General features: G+C 65.7%; 20 protein-coding genes and 2 pseudogenes. 11 read left to right on the forward strand and 11 right to left on the reverse strand.

Annotated elements, in window-relative coordinates:
- Window positions 1–188: 188 nt before the first annotated feature.
- Genes DZG09_RS08440 through xseA form a run of 5 tightly spaced genes read right to left on the reverse strand, consistent with a single transcriptional unit; the run spans window position 189 to window position 4,435 of the window.
- Window positions 189–1,583, reverse strand: a complete 1,395-nt coding sequence (locus DZG09_RS08440; RefSeq protein ID WP_119697145.1) for a class II fumarate hydratase — start codon at window positions 1,581–1,583, stop codon at window positions 189–191.
- A 36-nt stretch (window positions 1,584–1,619) separates the two neighbouring features.
- Window positions 1,620–2,252, reverse strand: a complete 633-nt coding sequence (locus DZG09_RS08445; RefSeq protein ID WP_119697146.1) for a carbonic anhydrase — start codon at window positions 2,250–2,252, stop codon at window positions 1,620–1,622.
- A complete protein-coding gene (locus tag DZG09_RS08450) occupies window positions 2,249–2,890 on the reverse strand; it encodes a DUF4245 family protein (RefSeq protein ID WP_119697147.1) in 642 nt (213 codons plus the stop codon). The genes DZG09_RS08445 and DZG09_RS08450 overlap by 4 nt, the downstream gene beginning before the upstream one ends.
- Entirely contained in the window at window positions 2,890–3,120 is a 231-nt protein-coding gene (locus DZG09_RS08455; RefSeq protein WP_119697463.1) for an exodeoxyribonuclease VII small subunit, read from the reverse strand. Before DZG09_RS08455 ends, DZG09_RS08450 begins: the two co-directional genes overlap by 1 nt.
- 10 nt (window positions 3,121–3,130) lie before the next feature.
- Window positions 3,131–4,435 carry an exodeoxyribonuclease VII large subunit gene (gene xseA / locus DZG09_RS08460; protein ID WP_119697148.1) on the reverse strand — a complete coding sequence of 435 codons (1,305 nt, stop codon included), beginning with the start codon at window positions 4,433–4,435 and terminating at the stop codon, window positions 3,131–3,133.
- Between the two features lie 62 nt (window positions 4,436–4,497).
- Here xseA and DZG09_RS08465 point away from each other — a divergent pair, with 62 nt between their 5' ends.
- Both DZG09_RS08465 and DZG09_RS08470 read left to right on the forward strand, forming a co-directional pair.
- A complete protein-coding gene (locus DZG09_RS08465) occupies window positions 4,498–5,547 on the forward strand; it encodes a 4-hydroxy-3-methylbut-2-enyl diphosphate reductase (protein WP_119697149.1) in 1,050 nt (349 codons plus the stop codon).
- A complete protein-coding gene (locus DZG09_RS08470; protein ID WP_119697150.1) occupies window positions 5,544–6,122 on the forward strand; it encodes a DUF6264 family protein in 579 nt (192 codons plus the stop codon). The genes DZG09_RS08465 and DZG09_RS08470 overlap by 4 nt, the downstream gene beginning before the upstream one ends.
- 79 nt (window positions 6,123–6,201) lie before the next feature.
- On the opposite strand, the gene fbaA is transcribed toward DZG09_RS08470, so the two are convergent.
- Complete coding sequence (fbaA, locus tag DZG09_RS08475; protein WP_119697151.1) at window positions 6,202–7,230, reverse strand: class II fructose-bisphosphate aldolase; 1,029 nt, start codon at window positions 7,228–7,230, stop codon at window positions 6,202–6,204.
- Window positions 7,231–7,409: 179 nt separating this feature from the next.
- Between fbaA and glpX the strand changes: the two genes are divergently transcribed.
- Together glpX and DZG09_RS08485 are read left to right on the forward strand one after the other, a co-directional pair.
- Window positions 7,410–8,393: a class II fructose-bisphosphatase gene (glpX, locus tag DZG09_RS08480; RefSeq protein WP_119697152.1), complete on the forward strand. Its 984-nt coding sequence runs from the start codon at window positions 7,410–7,412 to the stop codon at window positions 8,391–8,393.
- Between the two features lie 114 nt (window positions 8,394–8,507).
- Complete coding sequence (locus DZG09_RS08485; RefSeq protein WP_119697153.1) at window positions 8,508–8,705, forward strand: UDP-N-acetylmuramyl pentapeptide phosphotransferase; 198 nt, start codon at window positions 8,508–8,510, stop codon at window positions 8,703–8,705.
- Here the strand turns inward: DZG09_RS08485 and DZG09_RS08490 are convergent.
- Both DZG09_RS08490 and DZG09_RS08495 read right to left on the reverse strand, forming a co-directional pair.
- Complete coding sequence (locus DZG09_RS08490) at window positions 8,689–10,038, reverse strand: DNA recombination protein RmuC (RefSeq protein ID WP_119697154.1); 1,350 nt, start codon at window positions 10,036–10,038, stop codon at window positions 8,689–8,691. The genes DZG09_RS08485 and DZG09_RS08490 overlap by 17 nt on opposite strands.
- Window positions 10,039–10,092: 54 nt before the next feature.
- Window positions 10,093–10,686 carry a 3'-5' exonuclease gene (locus DZG09_RS08495; protein WP_119697155.1) on the reverse strand — a complete coding sequence of 198 codons (594 nt, stop codon included), beginning with the start codon at window positions 10,684–10,686 and terminating at the stop codon, window positions 10,093–10,095.
- Between the two features lie 101 nt (window positions 10,687–10,787).
- On the opposite strand from DZG09_RS08495, the gene ychF reads away from it, so the two are divergent.
- Complete coding sequence (ychF, locus tag DZG09_RS08500; protein WP_119697156.1) at window positions 10,788–11,861, forward strand: redox-regulated ATPase YchF; 1,074 nt, start codon at window positions 10,788–10,790, stop codon at window positions 11,859–11,861.
- 104 nt (window positions 11,862–11,965) lie between these two features.
- The gene (locus tag DZG09_RS08505) at window positions 11,966–15,541 is read left to right on the forward strand and encodes a hypothetical protein (protein WP_205529100.1); all 3,576 of its coding nucleotides are present in this window, start codon (window positions 11,966–11,968) and stop codon (window positions 15,539–15,541) included.
- 665 nt (window positions 15,542–16,206) lie between these two features.
- On the opposite strand, the gene DZG09_RS08510 is transcribed toward DZG09_RS08505, so the two are convergent.
- Window positions 16,207–16,806: a TetR/AcrR family transcriptional regulator gene (locus DZG09_RS08510; RefSeq protein ID WP_119697464.1), complete on the reverse strand. Its 600-nt coding sequence runs from the start codon at window positions 16,804–16,806 to the stop codon at window positions 16,207–16,209.
- Between the two features lie 65 nt (window positions 16,807–16,871).
- On the opposite strand from DZG09_RS08510, the gene DZG09_RS08515 reads away from it, so the two are divergent.
- From DZG09_RS08515 to DZG09_RS08525, 4 genes and pseudogenes are all read left to right on the forward strand, one after another.
- Window positions 16,872–17,783 carry an oxidoreductase gene (locus tag DZG09_RS08515; RefSeq protein WP_119697158.1) on the forward strand — a complete coding sequence of 304 codons (912 nt, stop codon included), beginning with the start codon at window positions 16,872–16,874 and terminating at the stop codon, window positions 17,781–17,783.
- Window positions 17,780–17,998: pseudogene (locus DZG09_RS17080) on the forward strand (oxidoreductase); the annotation flags it as partial. The gene DZG09_RS08515 and the pseudogene DZG09_RS17080, both read left to right, overlap by 4 nt.
- 121 nt (window positions 17,999–18,119) lie before the next feature.
- Window positions 18,120–18,644, forward strand: a pseudogene (locus tag DZG09_RS16990) (SDR family NAD(P)-dependent oxidoreductase); the annotation flags it as partial.
- Between the two features lie 146 nt (window positions 18,645–18,790).
- Entirely contained in the window at window positions 18,791–19,285 is a 495-nt protein-coding gene (locus tag DZG09_RS08525; RefSeq protein ID WP_240423780.1) for a hemerythrin domain-containing protein, read from the forward strand.
- A 72-nt stretch (window positions 19,286–19,357) separates the two neighbouring features.
- Here the strand turns inward: DZG09_RS08525 and DZG09_RS08530 are convergent, their stop codons facing one another.
- Both DZG09_RS08530 and DZG09_RS08535 read right to left on the reverse strand, forming a co-directional pair.
- Window positions 19,358–20,116, reverse strand: a complete 759-nt coding sequence (locus tag DZG09_RS08530; RefSeq protein WP_119697159.1) for an SDR family NAD(P)-dependent oxidoreductase — start codon at window positions 20,114–20,116, stop codon at window positions 19,358–19,360.
- On the reverse strand, window positions 20,113–20,538 hold the full coding sequence (locus DZG09_RS08535) for a nitroreductase/quinone reductase family protein (RefSeq protein WP_119697160.1): 426 nt from the start codon (window positions 20,536–20,538) through the stop codon (window positions 20,113–20,115). The genes DZG09_RS08530 and DZG09_RS08535 overlap by 4 nt, the downstream gene beginning before the upstream one ends.
- A gap of 93 nt (window positions 20,539–20,631) precedes the next feature.
- On the opposite strand from DZG09_RS08535, the gene DZG09_RS08540 reads away from it, so the two are divergent.
- Window positions 20,632–21,213, forward strand: a complete 582-nt coding sequence (locus tag DZG09_RS08540) for a TetR/AcrR family transcriptional regulator (protein WP_205529101.1) — start codon at window positions 20,632–20,634, stop codon at window positions 21,211–21,213.
- Window positions 21,214–21,264: the final 51 nt, after the last annotated feature.

Consider the following 21,264-nt stretch of genomic DNA (forward strand, 5'->3'; position numbering starts at 1 on the left):
AACCGGGACGCATGAAGCGGGGTGGTGAGGAAGAACCTCACCACCCCGCTCTTCATCGCTCGGCATGAGAGCGCAAGCGCTCTCCGCCTCAGCGAATTCGTGCACTGGTGCGTCTCTGGGAAGGCGGAGGAGGGAAGGGCACCGCGAGTGCCCTGACCGCCGCCGCCAGAGGCGTGCCAGCGTGCGAATCAGCCCGGGTGGGTCATGGAGAGGAGGTCGAGCTTCTGATCCAGCTGCGCCTCGGTGATCTCGCCGCGCTCGACGTAGCCGAGGTCGATCACGGCCTCGCGCACCGTGATGCCCCTCGCGACCGAGTGCTTTGCGATCTTCGCGGCGGCCTCGTAGCCGATCAGACCGTTCAACGGCGTGACGATCGAGGGGCTCATGCCTGCCAGAGCGGTGACGCGCTCGACGTTCGCCTGCAGCCCGTCGACGGTCTTGTCGGCCAGCGTGCGGGAGGCGTTCGAGAGCAGGCGGATCGACTCGAGCAGGGCCGTCCCCATCACCGGAATGGCGACGTTCAGCTCGAATGCCCCGGATGCGCCGGCCCATGCGACCGTCGCGTCGTTGCCGATGACGCGGGCGGCGACCATCAGCGTGGCCTCCGGAATGACCGGGTTGACCTTGCCGGGCATGATCGACGATCCCGGCTGCAGATCGGGGAGATGCAGTTCGCCGAGTCCCGTGTTCGGGCCGGAGCCCATCCAGCGCAGATCGTTGTTGATCTTGGTCAGCGACACAGCGATGGTGCGAAGGGCGCCGGATGCCTCGACGAGACCGTCGCGGTTCGCCTGCGCCTCGAAGTGGTCGACCGCCTCGGTCAGCGGCAGACCGGTCTCGGCGACGAGGTTCGCGATGACCTTCTGCGGGAATCCCTTGGGGGTGTTGATGCCGGTGCCGGTGGCCGTGCCGCCCTGGGGAACCTCGGCGACGCGGCCGATCGTCGCCTCGACGCGCTCGATGCCGAGGCGCATCTGACGGGCGTAGCCGCCGAACTCCTGACCCAGAGTGACGGGCGTGGCGTCCATCAGGTGGGTGCGGCCGGACTTCACGACCGACTTCCATTCCTCGGCCTTGGCTTCGAAGGCCTTGGCGAGGTGGTCGAGGGCGGGGACGAGGTCGGTCAGCAGCGCCTCGGTCACGGCGACGTGCACCGAGGTCGGGAACACGTCGTTGGAGGACTGTGAGGCGTTCACATGGTCATTCGGGTGCACCTCGCTGCCGAGCTTCTCGGTGGCGAGAGTCGAGAGCACCTCGTTCATGTTCATGTTCGAGGAGGTGCCGGAGCCGGTCTGGTACGTGTCGACGGGGAACTCCGCCTCGTAGCCGCCGGCGACGATCTGATCGGCCGCCCACGCGATGGCGTCGGCGATTCCGCCGTCGAGAGTGCCGAGATCCTTGTTCGCCAGTGCCGCCGCCTTCTTGATGCGCGCGAGGGCGTGGATGTGGCGGGTTTCGAGGCCCTTGCCCGAGATGGGGAAGTTGTCGACGGCGCGCTGTGTCTGGGCGCGATACAGGGCGTCTTTGGGGACGCGCACCTCGCCCATCGTGTCGTGCTCGATCCGGTACTCGGTGTCGGACATGTCTCTCCTTACCTCAGGCCGCATCCCTGCGGCGGTTCACTGTTCCGCGCCGAGCACGACGCGCGGCTCGACCTTGCCCTCTGCCAGACGGTAGTTGGCGCCGACGATGCCGAGGCGGCCCTCGGCCACGGCCTCGCTGATCAGCTCGGAATGTCGCAGGATCGACGCGACCGTCTGTTCGAGGTGGCGTCGCCCGACGTTCTCGGCGCTCACCGTCTCGTGTGTGACGCCCTCGTCGCTGCCGGCGCGCAGCTCGGACTGCACAGCGGGCACGATCGGTGCGATCAGGCGCCAGATGTACGGGGGCAGCGGATCCTTGTCGATGTCGAAGCTGTCGATCGCCGCGCGGACGGCGCCGCACGCGTCGTGGCTGAGCACCACGATCAGCGGCACTCTGAGGACCTCGACCGCGTACTCGAGCGATCCCATGATCGACTCGCCCGTCACCTGCCCGGCATTGCGCACGACGAACAGGTCGCCGAGCCCCATGTCGAAGATGATCTCGGCGGCCAGCCGAGAGTCGGAACAGCCGAACAGGGCCGCGCGCGGCGCCTGCGATGCGGCGAGTTCGTTGCGTCGGCCGGCGTCCTGATGCGGGTGCTCCGGGGCGTTCTCGACGAACCGTCGGTTGCCGTCGAGCATCTGGTTCCAGACATCTGCGGGGATCATGTCGCGTCCTCCTCCTGGTCGCCTGCGGCGATGTTGTCGCGGATCTGGTCTGAGAGCAGGCTCGCCATCTCGGCTGTGGCGTCGGCGGAGGCAGAGCCGTACAGCAGCACGTAGCCGTCGCTGAGCGCCGTGCCGATGGCGTAGGAGACGGGGGAGTCGTTCTGCGTGCCCCCGATGTCGTACACGCTCCACTGCACGCCGTCGATGGTCGTGGTGTCGTCGGCGCGAGCGCCTGAGAGTTCCTGTGCCGCCCAGGTCTCGTCGCCGTCGAAGCCCTGCAGAAGCGTGACGTAGTCCTTCTCGTCGGGGGTGAGGTGCACGACCTTCCACGACACGACCGTGGAGGGGGAGACCTCAGCGGCGTTGACGCCCCATCCGGTCGACAGATCGGCGACCAGCGGAGTGTGGTCGTACGCCTCCTCGGCGTTGGCGGCGATGGCGGCGACGTCGATCTCCGGGCGTTCGGAGGGTGTGCCGCGGGGCACACCGAGTATCACCACGACCACGATGAGCAGAGTGACGCCCAGAGCGATGATCAGGTTCCGGACATTCTGACTGTTCCGGTATGCGGCCGAGCGGGCGGCCTTCTGCGCCGCGATGTCCTCGGCGGTCTGCTGCTCGGATGCCCCGTTCGCCATCACTCGGCCTCTGCCGCGGCCTCTGGCCTTGCGGCTTCCAACCTGCTCTTCGCGCCGCGCAGCCACTCCTCGCAGCGCGCGGCGAGAGCCTCGCCGCGCTCCCAGAGAGACAGCGACTGCTCGAGCGTGGCCGCGCCTTGTTCGAGTTCGGACACGACGCTGACGAGTTCATCGCGCGCCTGCTCGAAAGAGAGCGAGGCGACGTCGGCGGGGGCAGGCTGGTCCGTCATCGTAGCCATTCTATTCTTCCGATCCGGCCTGCGCCGCCACCGGTGAGGCGTCGATGCTGCCGTGCGAAACGGCCGCGATCGAGCCGTGCGCGACTGTGACGATGAGTCGCGTGTCTGCAGGAGCCTGAGCCGGCTCGCGCACGATCCGGCCGACTTCGTCCTGGGCGATGGCGTAGCCGCGGGCGAGGGTCGATGCGGGGGAGAGCGCCCGCAGCGACGCGCGGAGCTCACCTGTGCGTGCCTCCGCCTGCCGCAGCGCGCGATCGACCGTGTCGCGGCCGCGCGAGACCTGCAGGAACACGTCCTGTGCGCGGTCGCGGATGATCCGGTCGGGCTCCCGCAGCGCGGGGCGCGAGCGCAGCTGCTCGAGCTGGGCGAGGTCGTTCGTGACGCGCTGCGTCAGACGCATCTTCGCTCGCGCGCGCAGCTCGGCGATGAGTGCACGCTGCTCGCCGACATCCGGGACCACTCTCTTGGCGGCGTCGGTGGGTGTGGACGCGCGCAGGTCGGCGACGTCGTCGAGCAGCGGATGATCGTTCTCGTGGCCGATGGCGCTGACGACGGGCGTGGTCGCGGCAGCGACGGCGCGCAGCAGGCGCTCATCGCTGAACCCGAGCAGTGTCTGCGGGTCGCCGCCGCCGCGCGCGATGACGATCACATCGACCGAGTCGTCGCCCTCGAGCCTCTCGAGGGCTGCGAGCACGTCGGGGACGCAGCGGTCCCCCTGCACCGCCGCATGCTCGGTGCGGAAGCTCACCTCGGGCCAGCGCAGCTCGGCGTTGCGGATCACATCGCGCTCGGCGTCGCTGCGTTCGCCGGTGATGAGGCCGATGCGATGAGGCAGGAAGGGGACGGGCTTCTTGCGCGCAGGGTCGAACAGTCCCTCCGCCTTCAGCTGCGCCCTCAGCCGCTCAAGCCGTTCGAGCTGGTCGCCGAGCCCGACGTGGCGCATGGAGCTGACCTGGAAGGCCAGCTCCCCGCCCTTGACCCAGTAGTCCGTCTTGACGTTCGCGATCACATGGTCGCCGACCTTGAGGTCGGCCGGCAGGCGGCTGCGCACGCTCGACCACACTCGCAGCGAGATGTGGGCGTCGGTCTGGAGATCCTTCAGCCGACCGAACGTGGCGCCGGCGCGCACGTTCCACGACGTGATCTCGCCTTCCACCCAGAGCGAGCCCCATCGTTCGATGAAGCCGCGGATGGTCCTGCCGAGCCGTTCGACTGACGTCGGAGCGTCGGAGGAGGACTCCGATGGTGCGACGCTGTCGGGTGGGGGAGCCTGACCCGGCACCGGCTCGGTGCTGAAGGTGGTCATGGTTTGCCTCTCGTCGCTTCGGATATCGGCCGATGCTCAAGCGCCGCCCGTAGACTGGGTGGGTGAGTTCCACCGCAGTTTCGTTGCCCGTACCGCGCGTACCGGTTCGTCGTGAGCGCCTCCAGAATAACGAGGTCCTCGGACATAAGCGTGTGCTGCTGGCCGCGCCCCGCGGCTACTGCGCGGGTGTCGACCGGGCGGTGATCACGGTGGAGAAGGCGTTGGACCGGTACGGCGCCCCGGTGTACGTGCGCAAACAGATCGTGCACAACATCCACGTGGTGCACGAGCTCGAGGCGCGTGGTGCGGTCTTCGTCGAGGAAGTCGATGAGGTTCCGGAGGGTGCGCACATCGTCTTCAGTGCGCACGGGGTGTCTCCTGCCGTGGTCGATGCGGCGTCGGATCGCGGCCTGCAGGCGATCGACGCGTCGTGCCCGCTCGTGACGAAGGTGCACCGCGAGGCCAAACGCTTCGCCAGAGACGACTATCAGATCCTGCTCGTCGGCCATGAGGGCCACGAGGAAGTCGAGGGCACGGCCGGTGAGGCGCCAGGCAGTGTCACGATCGTGAACAACCCGGATGAGGCGGCGACGATCGAGGTCGACGACCCGTCGAAGCTGGTGTGGCTGTCGCAGACCACCCTGTCAGTCGACGAGACGATGGAGACGGTGCGCCGACTGCGGGAGCGGTTCCCGAATCTGCAGGATCCCCCGAGCGACGACATCTGCTACGCGACGCAGAACCGCCAGGTTGCGATCAAGAAGGTCGCGCGCGGCTCCGATCTCGTGATCGTCGTCGGTTCGGCGAACTCATCGAACAGCGTGCGCCTGGTCGAGGTCGCGTTGGAATACGGCGCCAAAGCCGCGTATCGCGTCGACTACGCGGACGAGGTGCGTCAGGAGTGGCTCGACGGGGTCGAGACGGTGGGCATCACGAGCGGCGCATCGGTGCCGGATGTGCTGGTTCAGCAGCTGCTCGACGACCTCGCCGACGCAGGCTATGCCGATGTCGAGGAAGTGCGCACCGCCGAGGAGGATCTGATCTTCTCGCTCCCGAAGGAACTGCGCGGTGAAGGGCAGCCGCGGGGCGGTCGGGCGGGAGCCGCAGCATGAGCGAGATGCGCCCGTCATACGGCGAGTATGCGACGCCCGAGGAACAGCGCCGTCGCATCGACTCGAATCCGCTGCCGGACGGGTCGCCGCGGCAGGAGCCGAAGCCTCGGCAGGAACCTGAGGTCTCGCGAGCCACGGCGGCAGCGCCCACCGCGACGGCGGGCGACAGCCCGAAGCCACTGACGAGGGCACGCCGCATCGACCTGTTCGCCGCAGTGTTCCTGCTCGCCTGGGGACTGTTCTCGGTGATCCGGATGGTTCCGGAGCTCACGCAGCTCCCGTCGACGTTCTACGACGCGTTCGAGGTGATGGGCATCGACGCCGAGTTCTCTGACCCGGCCGGCGCGCGCTGGTGGGGTGTGGGGGCCGCTTTCGTCTACGGCTTCGGCTGGTTGGTCGCCGCCGCGCTGACCTGGCGACGCGCCAGGCAGCGGAAGATCGTGTTCTGGGTGCCGCTGGTCAGCGCCGTGGTGGTCTTCCTGATCGTGATGCTCCTGATCGCCGTGCCTCTCGCAAACGACCCCGCCCTGCTGGACGCACTGGTCTCGCAGATGGGCGAGCTGCCGCAGCCGTAGCGCTCCTGACGGACGGCGATCCCACGAGACGACGGATGCCCCGGCGCCGCAAGGCACCGGGGCATCCGTCGTCGTCGGGTCAGCCCTTGGACTGTCCGAAGGAACCGAGCTGCTTGGTGGCTTCGATGACGCGGGCGGCCATCGCCGTCTCCGCGACCTTGCCCCAGGCGCGCGGGTCGTACTTCTTCTTGTTGCCGACCTCGCCGTCGACCTTGAGCACCTCGTCGTAGTTGCTGAACATGTAGTCAGCGATCGAGCGAGTGTATGCGTACTGCGTGTCCGTGTCGATGTTCATCTTGATGACGCCGTTGCGGACCGCGAGCGCGATCTCCTCGTCGGTCGAGCCGCTGCCGCCGTGGAAGACGAGGTCGAGCGGCTTCTCGCCCGTGCCGAACTTCTCGGCGATGCCGGCCTGGATCTCGCCGAGCAGCTCCGGGCGCAGCTTGACATTGCCCGGCTTGTAGACGCCGTGCACGTTGCCGAAGGTGAGTGCGGAGAGGTAGCGGCCCTTCTCACCGAGCCCGAGGGCCTCGACGGCCTTCGTCACGTCGCCGACGGTTGTGTACAGAGCGTCGTTCGAGCCCTCGTGCTGTACGCCGTCCTCTTCGCCGCCGACGACGCCGATCTCGATCTCGAGCAGGCCGCCGATGTTCTTCAGACGGGGGAGGAGCTCGCTCGCGATCTGGATGTTCTCGTCGAGCGGCACGGCGGAGCCGTCCCACATGTGCGACTGGAAGATCGGCTCACGGCCGGCCCTGACCTCTTCCTCGCTGGCCTCGAGAACAGGCAGAAGGAACGAGTCGAGTGCGTCCTTCGGGCAGTGGTCGGTGTGAACAGCGACCGTGATGGGGTAGTTCTTGGCGACCTCGCGCACGTAGCGGGCCATGGCGATCGCGCCGGTGGCGCGCGCCTTGACGGTCTGGCCGGCGAAGTAATCGGCTCCACCGGTCGTGACCTGGAGGATGCCGTCGGAACCGGCCTCCGTCAGGCCCTGCAGCACGGAGTTGATTGTCTGCGAGCTCGAGACGTTGATCGCCGGGTAGGCGAAGCTGCCCGCCTTCGCGCGATCGATCATGTCTGCGTACTGGTCAGCGGTGGCGACGGCCATGTAGTTTCCTTCGCAATCGGGTGAGCGGAACTCCCCTCACTCTACCGAGTGGCGCGGGAAGTCAGTAGCCGGGCGTGGAAATCATCCGGCATGACTCATGGGAAAGAAACGTGATTCTTGAGCGTGCTCGGAGCGTGAAGTCGCCTCGATCGGCGACGAGGGAGGAATAGGGTCAGAACATGACGACCGCTGAAGACATGATCCCCCTTCGCCCTGACCGCAACATCGCCCTCGAACTGGTGCGCGCCACGGAGGCGGCCGCCATTCGCTCTGTGCCGTTCATCGGCCGCGGACAGAAGGAGAAGGCGGACGGGGCCGCCGTAGACGCGATGCGCGCCTTCCTGTCGACTGTCGACTTCGACGGCACTGTCGTGATCGGCGAGGGCGAGAAGGACGAAGCTCCGATGCTGTTCAACGGCGAACAAGTCGGGACGGGGAAAGGCCGCAAGTACGACATCGCGGTCGACCCGATCGACGGTACGTCGCTGACCGCCGCGGGGCGTCAGAACGCGCTGAGCGTGATCGCGCTGTCCGATCGAGGCACCATGCTCGATGCCTCGAGCGTGTTCTACATGGACAAGCTCGTCACCGGCCCCGCCGGAGTCGGCATCGTCGACATCCGTCTGCCCGTCGGCGAGAACATCCGACGGCTGGCGAAAGCGTCGGGGAAGCCCGTGGAGGAGATGGTGGTCTCCGTACTGAACCGCCCGCGCCACGAGAAGCTGATCGAGGAGATCCGGGAGGCCGGAGCGGGCACGCGGCTGATGTCGGATGGTGATGTCGCGGGTGGCATCAATGCTGCGCGCCACGACGCGCGCGTCGACATGTGCGTCGGCGTCGGCGGCAGCCCGGAGGGCATCGTCACGGCCTGCGCGATCAAGGCCCTCGGCGGGCACATCCAGGGTCGGATCTGGCCGCGCGACGACGAAGAGCGCCAGTCGGGCATCGACGCGGGCCTCAAGATGGACTACGCCTACGACGCGGAGGAGCTCGTGCGCGGGAACAACACGATCTTCGTCGCAACCGGCGTGACCGACGGGCAGCTGGTGGCCGGCGTCAACCGCAGCGGGGAGCACGTGTACACGGAATCGATCGTGCTGCGCAGCCACTCCGGAACCTTGCGGCGCGTCACCTCCGATCACCTCGTCTCCAAGTGGTTCTGAACCGATCGCGCCCGGATCGTGACCTTCAATCCCACTTCCGTGCAGGAACGGATGCAAGAATGAGCTACGGCGGAAGAGGGGTCGCGCCGTGCGGCTCGCCGTCGAGGCTGATCTATGACGACTGACAATCCGACCGGGCGGGTCACCGGTGCCAAGGCCGTCGTGAAGGATGCTCAGGACCCTTCACGACGACCGGACGTTCTGTTCCGGGTGCGACGAGCACCGGGACAGGAAGCGAGCCCGTGGTGGAACATCTGCGCCTTCGTGATCTTCTCCAGCGGTGTGCTCGGCGTGCTCAGCTTCCTTCCGTAGCCACCGACTCCGGTTCGTCGGCCTCGCGATCCGCGTTCGCGTCAGGAGCGTCGCTGTCCGCCTGCTCCAGCAGCTCCGGCGCTGTCAGGCGGCGCACCGGCTCATCGATGGTCTCCAGTTCCGGTGACTGTGCGAGTTTCGACGCATCGATGCCGGGGAACTTGCGCGCCGTCGACAGCACACGACCCTCGAGCGAACCGACGAGCTTGTTGTAGGAGTCGACTGTGCGCTCGATCGCGCGCCGCATCCCGTCGGCGTGACCGGACAGCGTGCCGAGACGTTCGTAGAGCTCGTTGCCGAGCTCGAACAGGGTGCGGGCCTCGTCGGATACCTCCTGCTGCGTCCATGAGTACGCGACGGTCTTCAGCACCGCCCAGAGGTTGACCGGTGATGCCAGGGCCACACGACGGGAGAAGGCGTGTTCGAGCAGCGCAGGGTCTTCGCTCAGGGCGGCCGCCAGCACCGATTCGCTCGGAATGAAGCACACCACGAACTCAGGGCTCTGATCGAGGCCCGTCCAGTAGGCCTTCTTCGCGAGGGCGTCGACGTGCGCCCGCACCGCCTTGACATGCTTCGCCATCAGGCCGGCACGGCGCGCACCCGCGTCTCCGGTCGAGGTGTCGGGAATGGCGCTGGCATCGAGGAAGGACTCCAGCGGTGCCTTCGCATCGACGGCGATCGCTTTGCCACCCGGCAGGCGCACCACCATATCGGGGCGGCCGACGCCTGCGTCCGAGGAGACCTGCGCCTGCAGGTCGAAGTCCACGCGCTGCAGCAGGCCGGCCTCCTCGACGATGCGCCGCAGCTGCGCCTCGCCCCACGCTCCGCGCGCCGTCGTCGAACGCAGCGCACTCGCCAGCGACTGCGTCGTATCACGCAGCTGCTCGTCGGAGCGATGAGCGGCCCTGAGCTGCTCGGCGACCTGGCCGAACTGCTCCTGCCGTTCCTTCTCCATCGCGCCCACGCGCTGCTGCATCCGGGTCAGTGTCTCCTGCACCGGTGTGAGCGCCTGCAGAACGGCGCTCTCGCGCTGAATCCGCGCGGCGGACTCAGCGCGTTCGGTGCGTTCGCGCTCGATGTTCTCGCGGCGCTGCGCGTCTTGTCGAGCGACCGTGTCGCGCAGAGAGGATGCTTCGCCCTCGACACGCGAGAGCTCGGCGCGCAGGGCCGAGGTGGCCTCCACGACGCGGTGCTCCGCCTGCGCCCGCACCGTCTCGACGGCGTGCGAGTTCGCGGCCTCGGCGCGGGCTGCTCGGCCGGAGCGGGCGAACCACCCGATCGCGGCGCCAGCGGCAAGGGCGAGGAGCACGAGAACGACGGTGATGGAGTCCATGGGCACCATCCTGCCGAGGGTCTCCGACATTCCCGCCTCCGGGCGCGTCGGGTGCTACGCCGCTGCGCTTTGCGGTGCAACAGGTTCCGTCAGCTTCACCTTCGCGCCGATTGCCCGCGCGAGGATCGTGACGTCCGCTGCCTCGTGGCGCCGTCCTGCGTCGATCACGATCTGCGCGCAGGCGAGGGCGTCGGCGATCGCCTCATGGTGGGCGAACTCGTGGTGCCCTGCCGCTTCGGCGGCGATCGGCAGCCGATACGACGGCAGGTCGTACACTTTCCGGGCGACCTGCAGTGAGCACAGATAGCGGTAGGAGTTGAGTCCAGCGCCGGTCGCCTCACAGGCCGATCGGAGCACGCGTGTGTCGAAGGCCGCACTGTGTGCGACGAGCACATCATCCGCGATGAAGCCGACCAGTGCACCCAGTTGCTGAGTCCATCCGGGAGCTGAAACGACATCATCCGGAGAGATGCCGTGGACGCCCATGTTCCCCGGGTGGAAGGTGTCGTGACCTGCGGGAGGCCGAATCAGCCAGCCGGCCGTTTCGACGACCCGACCGTCTCGAACGCGCGCCAGGCCGACCTGACATGCGGAGGCGGGAGATCCGTTCGCCGTCTCGAAGTCGATGGCAGTGAAGTCGAGAGGCATGCCCTGAAGTCTGCTCCCCGAGCATGGGAGGTCAAAACCGACGCGGCCGTTCCCCGGCGATCCGGAGGGTTCGGCGGTCGACGCACGTAGACTGTCGTTCCGTGGCTCTGACTATCGGAATCGTCGGACTTCCCAATGTGGGCAAGTCGACTCTCTTCAACGCCCTGACCAAGAACACCGTGCTCGCGGCGAACTATCCGTTCGCGACGATCGAGCCGAACGTCGGGGTGGTCGAGCTGCCTGACCAGCGGTTGAATCGGCTGGCCGAGATCTTCTCGTCGCAGAAGATCCTGCCCGCGCCGGTGTCGTTCGTCGACATCGCAGGCATCGTGCGAGGTGCGAGCGAGGGAGAGGGGCTCGGCAACCAGTTCCTCGCGAACATCCGCGAGGCGGACGCGATCGCACAGGTCGTGCGCGGGTTCACCGACGGCGATGTCGTGCACGTCGATGGCAAAGTCGATCCCTCCAGCGATATGGAGACGATCAACACAGAGCTGATCCTGGCTGACATGCAGACGCTCGAGAAGGCTGTTCCCCGCCTCGAGAAAGAGGTCAAGGGCAAGAAGACGGATCCGGCCGTGCTCGCCGCGGCGAAGGAAGCCGCAGCGATCCTCGAAGACGGCACGACGCTGTTCCAGGCAGGATTCGACACGACTCCGGTCAAGGAGCTCGGCCTGCTCACCGCCAAGCCGACGCTGTTCGTGTTCAACGTCGACGAGGGCGTGCTCACGGACGAGGCCCGGATGGCAGAACTGGCCGCGCTCGTCGCGCCGGCGAAGGCCGTGTTCCTCGACGCGAAGGTCGAGTCGGAGCTGATCGATCTCGACCCGGATGAGGCAACGGAGCTGCTGCAGTCGCTGGGTCAGGAGGAGTCGGGTCTCGACCAGCTCGCCCGCGTCGGGTTCGAGACGCTCGGGTTGCAGACGTATCTGACGGCGGGCCCGAAGGAAGCGCGTGCGTGGACGGTGCGCAAGGGCGCGACTGCCCCGCAGGCGGCCGGCGTCATCCACACGGACTTCGAGCGCGGCTTCATCAAGGCCGAGATCGTCTCCTTCTCCGACCTCGACCAGCACGGTTCGATGAGCGAGGCGAAAGCCGCCGGGCGCGTGCGCATGGAGGGCAAGGACTACGTCATGAAGGACGGCGACGTGGTGGAGTTCAGGTTCAATGTTTAAATTTCATGCTTGATCAGGCGTTCTTTTTTGGATTGGGATGAATCGCTGGAGTCGAATTCCGGTCTTGTATGACTGCGATGGCATATCAACTCGGGAGTGGTCACGTGCCTGACATCGGGCCTTTTTCGGTTGAGCCGAAGCAGATTGAAGGGCTCGATGGGCCTGGGTTCGCGGACCTCGTTGGCAGGCTGCTCGCAGCGGAGATCGCTCGCGCGGGTTTGGCGGGATGGACGCTCACCCAGACGTATCGAACGAACGCAGCAGATGGCGGTGTCGATGCGGGGCTTAGCAATTCGTCCGGGACAAGTTGGTTACCGGCGGGAGGCTCCGCCTGGCAGTTCAAGGCCGGTGATCTTCCGCCAGCCGCCTGCGAGAAGGAGCTGCGTGGCGCCACCGCAGCGGTCGAGATTCTGAAGGCCGACGGTTCCTACCGTCTGGTGCTGGGAAAGTCACTCGCCCCGAATCTCGTCGCCACACGCAAAGCGCGTTTGGAGAACGTTGCGCGGGCTCTCGGAGTGAAGGTCGTGCCGGGTATGATCGAGGTGCTCGCAGGAGACTCGCTTGCACGATGGGCCGAGGAGTTTCCTGCTGTCGCAAGTAGCCCGTCCATTAGGGGCATGGGGACGATCGGCCAGACGTTTGGCGAGTGGTCTGACTCCGTGTCGCACACGACGACTTGGGTGCCGTCCGAAGCGCGCGAGAAGCAGATCGAAGACCTGCGCGTGGCTATCCAGTCGGGGGACGAGTCCGGAGTCCACGTCGAGGGCGTAAGCGGCCTCGGCAAGACACGAATGGTGATGGAAGCGCTTCGCGATCAACCAAACGAGGCACTGGTCGTCTACGTTCCGAGCGAAGACCAGTTTCCGCCTGCGGTACTGAATCATCTTCAAACTCAAGCTCGCTCAGCTGTCGTTGTGATTGACGAGTGCGATGCCAAACGGCACGATGTCTTCGCGGGCATGCTGCAGACCGGCACGAGGATCCGCCTGGTGACAATCAGCGAGCCCTCTCAACGTGCTCCCCGAGCGGCGACACTCCTTGTCAAGGCGTTCGATGACGAGCCACTGTCGAAGCTTCTCCAAGAGAACCTGCCCACGCTGTGGCCCGAAGCGACGCGCGTGATCGTCGAGGTATCGGCCGGCAACATCGACTATGCGTTGAAGTGTGCGAAGGCGCTGATCGCGCAGCGCCCGGGCTTTGCCCGTCAGCTCGTCGACCCCGCCGACATCCGACAGTTCATCGCAGATGAACTCCCCGGTGGTGCACTTTTTTTAGCATCCTCCGCCCTGGCCCTCTTTAGTCGGCTCGGCTTCGACGGCGATCTAGTGTCGGAGCTGCGCACGGTGAGCGCCGCCCTCGCCATCCCTGAAAGCGACCTAAGGGCGGCGGCTGCTGAACTCACGGCGAAGGGTCTTCTCTCTTCGCAGGGGCGCTATCGCAGTGTCGGACCGAGCCCCGTTGCGATCTATCTGGCCTCAAATGGGTGGACTGAGTTCGGATCTCGCATTGTGACCGACTTGATCCCTACACTGACCGACGACCTGATCGAGCGACTGTTTGCGCGGGCCGCCGAGATTGGCGACGCTTCCCTGCCCCGCGCTGTGGTCGACAAGATGCTGGGGGAGAGCGGCCCGCTTAGTTCACTTCAGGCGGTCGCCGGCGATCGCAGGGGCAGTCTGATCGAGCACCTCGCAGTGCTCTCCCCGGGGCGCGTGTCCCGGCGGATCTCCTACCTACTGGGGAGCGTAACCAAGGCTGAATTGCTGGCTGCAAGCGGAGCACGGCGACCCCTCATCTGGTCGCTCCAGAAACTGGTGTGGCACTCGGAGACCTTCTCGGAGGCGGCCGACTCGCTGCTGCTGCTTGCCCTTGCCGAGAACGAAACCTTCTCCAACAACTCGACCGGCGTGTGGGTGGAGCTCTTTGGCACGATGCTTCCAGCGACGTCGACATCGCCAGAGGCTCGACTCGCCTACCTTCGCGGAAAGCTCGCGTCTGAGGACTCGCAAGTCCGTTCGCTCGTCGTAAGCGCGGCTGGTCGCGCGCTGGAGAGTCATGAGTCGACGATGGTGTCCGGTGAACTCCAGGGCGGCGTCGTCGTCGAACCGCGGGGTGCCCCCAAGACATGGGGAGAGGTCTGGGCGTACAGAAACGCGATGATCGACCTGCTGAGAACGCTCGCCGACGATCCGGATCCGGCCGTTGCTGAGGAGGCAGTGAAGTCTCTCACCGGGGCCATCCATGGCGCGCTCGGCATTCCTACCGTGCAGGAACATCTCGCTGAGACCCTTGCTTCGCTGCCCGCTGGGCAGCTTCAGCTCGCGCGCGCCGAACTCGCGGATCTCAGTTCGCTCTACGACCGTACGGGGGATGAACGCAAGCACTCGGAAAATATCGACGCGATGATCGCGGCACTCCCCAGTGAGTCTGTCGCTGACCGACTGTGGGTGATAACTCACGCCTCGCCATGGGATCGTCGGAATACGGACATCGAAGCAGACCTGCTCGATGCTCTGAGCGACATGACCCCAGAAGAAGCTACGGCTTCCCTGATAGAAGCCCTGTCGAACGAGATTCCGACAGATTTCAACGTTGGCGCCGCGATCGCGCGTCTTGGCGTAACGAACGAGCGCGACGAGCAGTTCTTGATCGAGTTGTCCGGGGCGTCGAACTCGAGGGCCCTCACGGGGTACTTGCTGGCAAAGGATGAGCTCAGCCCGGGGGCTTACGACAGTTTCGTCGATGGCATGGAAACGGATCGCGCAACCAAGCTCAGGCTCACCACCCAGGGCCCACGCACGCCGCGAGCGGGAGAGCGGATTGCGGAGCATCTTCCGCATATTTCCGTCGCCGAAGGCGCACGCGCGGTGTTCTACTGGCTCCGCGAGGAAAGCGACGAGGCGCTCTTACAGCAGTACATCGAAGACTGGTTGAAGAGAGTCGAGACGCAGGCTGATTACAGTGCGCTTGTCGACTTCATTGCCTTCGCGATTCATGGTCGCTCCGGCCTAGCTGCCGATCTCGATGACCTCATTGGTGATGTCGTAGCCATGCGAGTCGACTTCCCGGATGTGGGGCAACAGCGGTATGACTGGAGGAAGCTCGCAGAGCGACAACTCGACCGCAGGCCGCGGCAGCTTGTCGACACGATCGTCCAGCTCGTGGAGAGCGATGCGGTCAGTATCTACTCGCGATCGGAAGAGAAGAGTCTGTTTGCTCGCTCGATTCAAGCGGCCGGCCCCGAAGCGTGGGTTGACCTCATGGATCGGTTGGAGTCGCGCAGCTCGTTCAAGCTCTCGTTCGCTGTGCGGGGCTGGCTCGCGGACGTCGTCGATCTCAGTGTCCTCGAAGGGTGGGTCGGGTATTCGAAGGAGCGCGCTCGTGTGGTTGCTTCCGTCGCATCGGTGGGCGACGAGATGCTTAGTGCGCCCGCGGCATTTCTTCTCGCTCGGTTCGGGGACGATGACGCCATAACCTCACCACTCATCGGTGAGTTCATTTCGGGTGGCTGGACCGGCGACGAATCCATACGAATACGGGGCCAGATCGATCAAGTGAAACGATGGCTTGCCCAGCCCGGCCTGGCGGACGGTGCCAAGCGGTGGTGCGGATGGGTGATCGACCTCCTTGAGTCCAGACTGGGCGACGTTGAGCAGGGTGAGCAGGAGAGCGACTGGTAGAGACGCTCGTGCGCACCAGCGGATCTGCAGAGGTGCCACTGCCACCTCCTCAGTGCGGCAGTTGAGGGCACTGCGTGGTACGAACACTCCAGGGCTCTTGGGGGCATCAGGATCGGCGCCGCATGGGCGGTCGACTGTATCGTCTGCTGCTGCCGCGTAAGCCACAGGGGTGCGAGGAACGAGTCTCAGCCTTTGCTGAGGAGGACGGAAAATCGCGAGAGTGTCAAGCTCGGATGATCGGTGAGCGGCGAACTGTTGCGTGACCGCTCAGATCGCTGATGTTGGCAACCGCGGCGACGTGGTCGAACTTAGGTTTGCGATCTAGCGTCTGACGGTCAGCCGCTCTGGGTCGACGTCGGTTGGAACTGCCAAGAGACCTCTCAGGGTGGTGTCCCCGATAAACGCGAACAGCGTCAGGTGCACCTGCGATGGGCGATCCAACCGACGATGTGATCTGTCATCTCATCAGCAATGCTGCGCGGGTTCCTCTCAAGGAGCCGGGAGAGCGTGGGGTCAGAGTGTGGGAATGGACGTGGGACCGTCAGCAGGTTCTGCGACGGCCTTCCGATTCTCGCCATTGGCGAAGCAGTTGACCCGGGCCGCCGTAGAAGCCGTGGCGCAGCGGCGACGTCAGCATCGATCGCAGCTCGGTGCTGCCCAAGGTCCTATGGTGCGGTTCCCTTAAGGAACTGATGCACTGCCGCGTTGGTCAGCTCGTCCAGTCGGTCCCTGTCGACGAGTCCATTGTTGACCAGGGTGGTGAGACCATTGATCGTGGCATAGAGGATGATTCCGATCTCTTCGTGAGGACCTTTCTGCAGGATGTGCTTGTCCTGGCCCTCGTGTATCAGATCGACGAGGGGTTCGAAGGCGCTCTCCGCCGAGTGCGTGACCTCTGCCTTCTCCGGCTGGTGCTTTGTCGCATTCATCAGTTCCAAGAGCGTAGGGTTCTCTGTCGCAAAGACCGCAAACGCCGACGTCGCGCGCCCGACCCTGGCAGCGAAGTCGTCGTCACCGTCGGCAACTGCTTGGCGGATCCTCTCGCCTAGACGACGGAATCCTGTCTCCGCCAGAGCGTCGAGTAGATCCCGGCGCTCCGGGAAGTGCCGCCGCGGGGCCGCGTGGCTCACGCCAACCTCTCGGGCGAGGTCTCGCAGGGAGAGCTGCGCGACACCGCCCGCGCGCAGGCTACGCTCGGCCGCCTCTAGGAGGGCTGGGCGCAGGTCGCCATGATGATACCGGCGCTGTTCTGTCTGATCGCTCACGAGGCCCATCATAGCCATGCGTGTAGGCATTGACAACATAGGTAGTCAGTGACTACATTTGGTGCATGAGCTCTTTCACTGCAACAGACATCCCCTCAATGAAGGGCCGCACGATCGTCATCACCGGAGCTAACAGCGGAGTCGGACGCGTCACTGCGACCGTATTCGCTGAGAAAGGCGCACGCGTCATACTCGCTGTGCGCAACCTGGAGAAGGGTCGTGTCGCGGCCGCCGCCATGGGCGGCGATACGGAGGTGCGTCGTCTTGACCTGGCGGACCTGTCCTCGATCCGCGCGTTCGCGGAGGGATTCACCGACCCGATTGACGTGCTGATCAACAACGCAGGCATCTCGATACCGCCCCTGGAACGGACCGTCGACGGCTTCGAGTCGCAGTTTGGAACAAATCATCTGGGCCACTTCGCACTGACGAACCTACTCCTGCTGCAGGTGCGCGACCGCGTCGTCACTGTCGGCTCGCTAGCGCATCTGATCGGCAAGATCGACTTCACCGACCTGAACTGGCGCACTCGGAAGTACAGGCCCTACGCGGCGTACGGGCAGTCGAAGCTCGCGAACCATCTGTCAGCGCTTGAGCTGCAGCGCCGGCTGACTGCTCTAGGGTCGCCGGTGAGGTCGGTCGTGGCGCATCCGGGGATCGCGACGACAAACCTGATGGACGTCGAAGGCCAGGGGCTGCGGCACCGGGTCGAGAAGTTCTTCATTCAGTCATTTGCACACTCCGCCGAGGCGGGGGCGCTTCCGAGCCTCTACGCCGCGACCGCTGACATCCCGGGCGACAGCTACGTCGGTCCGAGTAACTTGATGGGCATGCGCGGGTCGCCTGCACTGGCCAAGCCCGCAGCTAGAGTTCGTAGCGTCGAGGACGCGCGGCGCTTGTGGGAGGAATCGGAGAACCTCACCGGCATCGTTTCCCCGCTGAGTGCCGATCAGTTCGGGAACGGTGCGGTGCGATGACCACGCCGACAGAGGACCTCATCGACGTCTCCGGTGCCTCGACAGGGATTGGGGCTGCCACGGCCCGTGAGCTCGCCTTTCGCGGTCACCACGTTCTCGCCGGCGTCCGACGAGACGGGGACGCCGATGCGATCCGTGCCGAGCGAATCGAACCTGTGATGCTGGACATTGCCGTTGGCGAACACGTCGACGCACTTGCATCGCGCGTCGCCGATGATCCGCAGGGACGACCGCTGCGTGCGGTGATCAACAACGCCGGGATCGAGATCAACGCACCCATCGAGGTCCCCCCCGCTCGATACGTGGAGGGAGCAGTTCGAGGTCAATCTCTTCGGACACATTCGGGTGATCCAGGCGTTGCTTCCGGCGCTGCAGGAAAGTCGGGGCAGGGTTGTGAACATGAGCTCCGTCGGTGCGGAGCTCACTCTCCCCATCTACGGCGCGTACACCGGCTCTAAGACCGCGTTCGAGTCCGCCAGCGACGCGCTGCGCCGGGAAGTGACCTCGCAGGGCATCCAGGTCGTGATCGTCCAGTCAGGCGGCGTGAAGACCCCGATGGCCGCGAAGAGCGGGCCGCTCTCCCTCGAACTCGCCCATGGCATGAACGCGGAGCACACCCGCCTCTATGGGGACCTGATCTCCTCGACCGTGAACTTTCAGTCCGCGTTCCTGCGGCGGGCGATCACGGCTGAGAAGGCCGCGGCAAAGATCGCGAAGATCACCATCACTAAGCGTCCTCGCAACCGATATGGCCTCGGTCCGGATGCCGCCTTCACGCTGCCACTACGTGTGGCGACGTGGTGGAGTTCCGCCTCAACGTCTAGCCGAGTTCCGGTTCCATATCGCGGGAGCTGCGGTTAGCACGCGACGCCGGATTGCTCTCCGCGGGGCTGCGGCCGATCGCTGGAGGATTGCGACGCGGCTCGCTATGCTGTTCTCAGCGTCGCGTGTCGGTGGCAGTCCGTGTCAGACATGGAGGCGTGGGATCCGAAGGAGACGGACGATGAATGCGTCTCTCCCTTCGCCCTCTCGTGACTGAGGGCGAGAAGACCAGGTTGGTGACCTGGAGCAAAGAGCTGCGCAGCGTGCACGCGCGACTGCGCGAAGCGTTGGCGATCGCCCAGGAGGCGGTCTCAGGCGGCGATCCGACGCAGGCGGCGAGCCGTGATCTGCTGCTGTTCTGCCATGGATTCTGTACCGCGCTCACCGGTCATCACGTAGGTGAGGACCGAGAGCTGTTCCCCGCCATCGCTGCGGAGCATCCGGAGCTGCGCGAGGCGCTGCGGAAGCTCGAGCAGGATCATTCGATGATCGCGCACTTGCTCGCCGCGTTGCAGGCTGCGATCGATTCGGGAACGTCGCCGGTAGAGCTCTCACGGCACCTCGAGGGCCTCTCGGCGATCATGGAGAGTCACTTCAGATACGAGGAGCGTCAGCTGCTCGTCGTGCTCGAGACCCTCGGGCACGACGCCGACCCGCGCCGTGTGCTCGGGCCGCTGTGAGACGTTGGTATGTACCGCAACTCGGTCGAGTTCCGCTTCAGCCTGTGATGAGGTCCGGAGTGAGCGTCTGCGTCACAGGAACGCGCCGCCGGATACTTCGAGTCGTTCGCCGGTCACCCAGCGCATCTGCGGGGACGCGAGGGCGGACACGGCGTCGCCGATCTCGACGGGGTCAGCGACTCGCCCGAGTGCGGTGTGCTTGGCGATCTCGGTCCGCATGTCGGCACTGTCGCGCATCGCACCGCCGTTGAAATCAGTCGCCGCGGGGCCGGGGGCGACGCTGTTCACGCGGATTCCCCGCGGTCCGAGTTCGCCGGCGAGGCTGCGCGACAGCGTCTCGACCGCGGCCTTCGATGCGGCGTAGAGCCCTGTTGCCGAGCTCACATGCCGGGTGAGCGAGGTGGAGACATTGATGATGTGACCATCGCCGTCGAGGAGCGGCAGGAGCGCCTGAGTCAGGAAGAAGGTGCCACGGAGGTTGGTGCCGATCTGCTCGTCGAATTCCTCCGGCGTGACGGCTTCGACACCGCCGAACACGCCGATACCGGCATTGTTGACGAGGACGTCGAGGTGAGAGGTGTTCCACTGCTGCGCGAGCAGGTCATCGAGCGAGGCAGCGGCCAGTCGGAGACGGGTGACATCGGAGAGGTCGAGCGTGATCGAGAGCGCATCGCCGCCCGTGTCGGTGATGCGGGTCAACGTCTCCGAGATGTCGCTCCCGGGGCGATGAGCCGCGATGACTCGGTGACCGCTCCGGGCGAGGGCGAGGGCGATGCTCTGCCCGAGTCCGCGGTTGGCTCCGGTGACCAGGGCTGTGGGCGTGCGGGTCATGCGGGATGTCCTTCCAAGAACGTGATGTGCATGAGCGGGCTGCCGGTCATCCAATCGTCAAGCGGCGGAACCGGTTGGGGAATGCCAGCGGGATTGCGCGGGTGGTTGAGATCGTCGATGACCGAGGTGAGGACTCGAGCCCGGTGTTCGCGGTCGCCGACCGGACGAGCGAACGCAGCGAGATCGGCGTGGGCACCGTGCTTCAGGTGGAACGTGAACTGGGGCTGATGCAGCAGGTTGGCGTACCAGCTGCGCCGCGCGGGGGTGGTTGTGAGGTAGATCTCCTCGTCTACCCGGTAGAACCAGATCTCGATCCGGCGCGGTCTCCCCGTGCGGGCTCCGATCGTGGTGATGTCGATGGTGCGCTCGTATGCCGATGACGTCGGCGTGATCGCGAGCGCACGAGAGATGTCAGGTCTCATACTGTCCGACCGTCCTAAGTAAATGGTTATTTACTTGTACTCTAGATCGGACCCTGCATCACGTCAACCAGACGAAAGAGGGGGGAGGGGAACGTGACGCCAATACGTGACGCGGACGCGACGCGGGCGCGGATTCTGGATTCGGCGCTCGCCGAGTTCGCGGCCGTCGGGCATGCGGGGGGACGCGTGGAGCGCATCGCCAGAAGCGCCGGCACGAACGTGCGGATGATCTACGCGTACTTCGGCAGCAAGGCCGGCCTGTTCGATTCGGCTGTGCGTTTCGCGGTCGAGCGCATGGCTGCCGAGGTGCCGCCTGAGCCTGAGGCGCTGGCGCACTGGGCGGGGCGGTTGTTCGATTACCATCAGGCGGACCCGACCGCGTTGCGGGTGAGCCTGTGGGCGCAACTGGAGCGGCCGGAGGTGGCTGCGGAGCCGATGGAGACCTACCTGGCCAAGACCGCCTCCTTCGCCGAGGGACGCGACGGCATGATCTCCGCGGTTGATCTTCTCGTCATCATCTACGCGATCGCTCAGGCATGGTCGCTCACGCCCGTCGGTCTGCTCCGTGCCGACGGATCCGATCCTTCATCCCCGGATCGGATCGTCCGACACAGGCGCGCGGTCATGGCCGCAGTCGCGGCGATCGCCGCGGCGCCCGAGGACTCTTCCGCGTGACGGTCGAGGGCGGCGAGGCTCTCCTTTGGCCGCGTGGGGTGCTTCGAGTGG

The sequence above is a fragment of the Microbacterium halotolerans genome, assembly GCF_003569805.1.
Lineage (GTDB): Bacteria > Actinomycetota > Actinomycetes > Actinomycetales > Microbacteriaceae > Microbacterium > Microbacterium halotolerans.

Coding starts and splice junctions, on each gene's coding strand:
- DZG09_RS08485 (WP_119697153.1), top strand. CDS start 8,508: ATGACGACTGACAATCCGACCGGGCGGGTCACCGGTGCCAAGGCCGTC.
- DZG09_RS08495 (WP_119697155.1), bottom strand. CDS start 10,686: ATGCCTCTCGACTTCACTGCCATCGACTTCGAGACGGCGAACGGATCT.
- DZG09_RS08455 (WP_119697463.1), bottom strand. CDS start 3,120: ATGACGGACCAGCCTGCCCCCGCCGACGTCGCCTCGCTCTCTTTCGAG.
- DZG09_RS08490 (WP_119697154.1), bottom strand. CDS start 10,038: ATGGACTCCATCACCGTCGTTCTCGTGCTCCTCGCCCTTGCCGCTGGC.
- DZG09_RS08470 (WP_119697150.1), top strand. CDS start 5,544: ATGAGCGAGATGCGCCCGTCATACGGCGAGTATGCGACGCCCGAGGAA.
- DZG09_RS08525 (WP_240423780.1), top strand. CDS start 18,791: ATGCGTCTCTCCCTTCGCCCTCTCGTGACTGAGGGCGAGAAGACCAGG.
- DZG09_RS08445 (WP_119697146.1), bottom strand. CDS start 2,252: ATGATCCCCGCAGATGTCTGGAACCAGATGCTCGACGGCAACCGACGG.
- xseA (WP_119697148.1), bottom strand. CDS start 4,435: ATGACCACCTTCAGCACCGAGCCGGTGCCGGGTCAGGCTCCCCCACCC.
- fbaA (WP_119697151.1), bottom strand. CDS start 7,230: ATGGCCGTCGCCACCGCTGACCAGTACGCAGACATGATCGATCGCGCG.
- DZG09_RS08535 (WP_119697160.1), bottom strand. CDS start 20,538: ATGAGACCTGACATCTCTCGTGCGCTCGCGATCACGCCGACGTCATCG.
- DZG09_RS08440 (WP_119697145.1), bottom strand. CDS start 1,583: ATGTCCGACACCGAGTACCGGATCGAGCACGACACGATGGGCGAGGTG.
- DZG09_RS08515 (WP_119697158.1), top strand. CDS start 16,872: ATGAGCTCTTTCACTGCAACAGACATCCCCTCAATGAAGGGCCGCACG.
- glpX (WP_119697152.1), top strand. CDS start 7,410: ATGACGACCGCTGAAGACATGATCCCCCTTCGCCCTGACCGCAACATC.
- DZG09_RS08450 (WP_119697147.1), bottom strand. CDS start 2,890: ATGGCGAACGGGGCATCCGAGCAGCAGACCGCCGAGGACATCGCGGCG.
- DZG09_RS08530 (WP_119697159.1), bottom strand. CDS start 20,116: ATGACCCGCACGCCCACAGCCCTGGTCACCGGAGCCAACCGCGGACTC.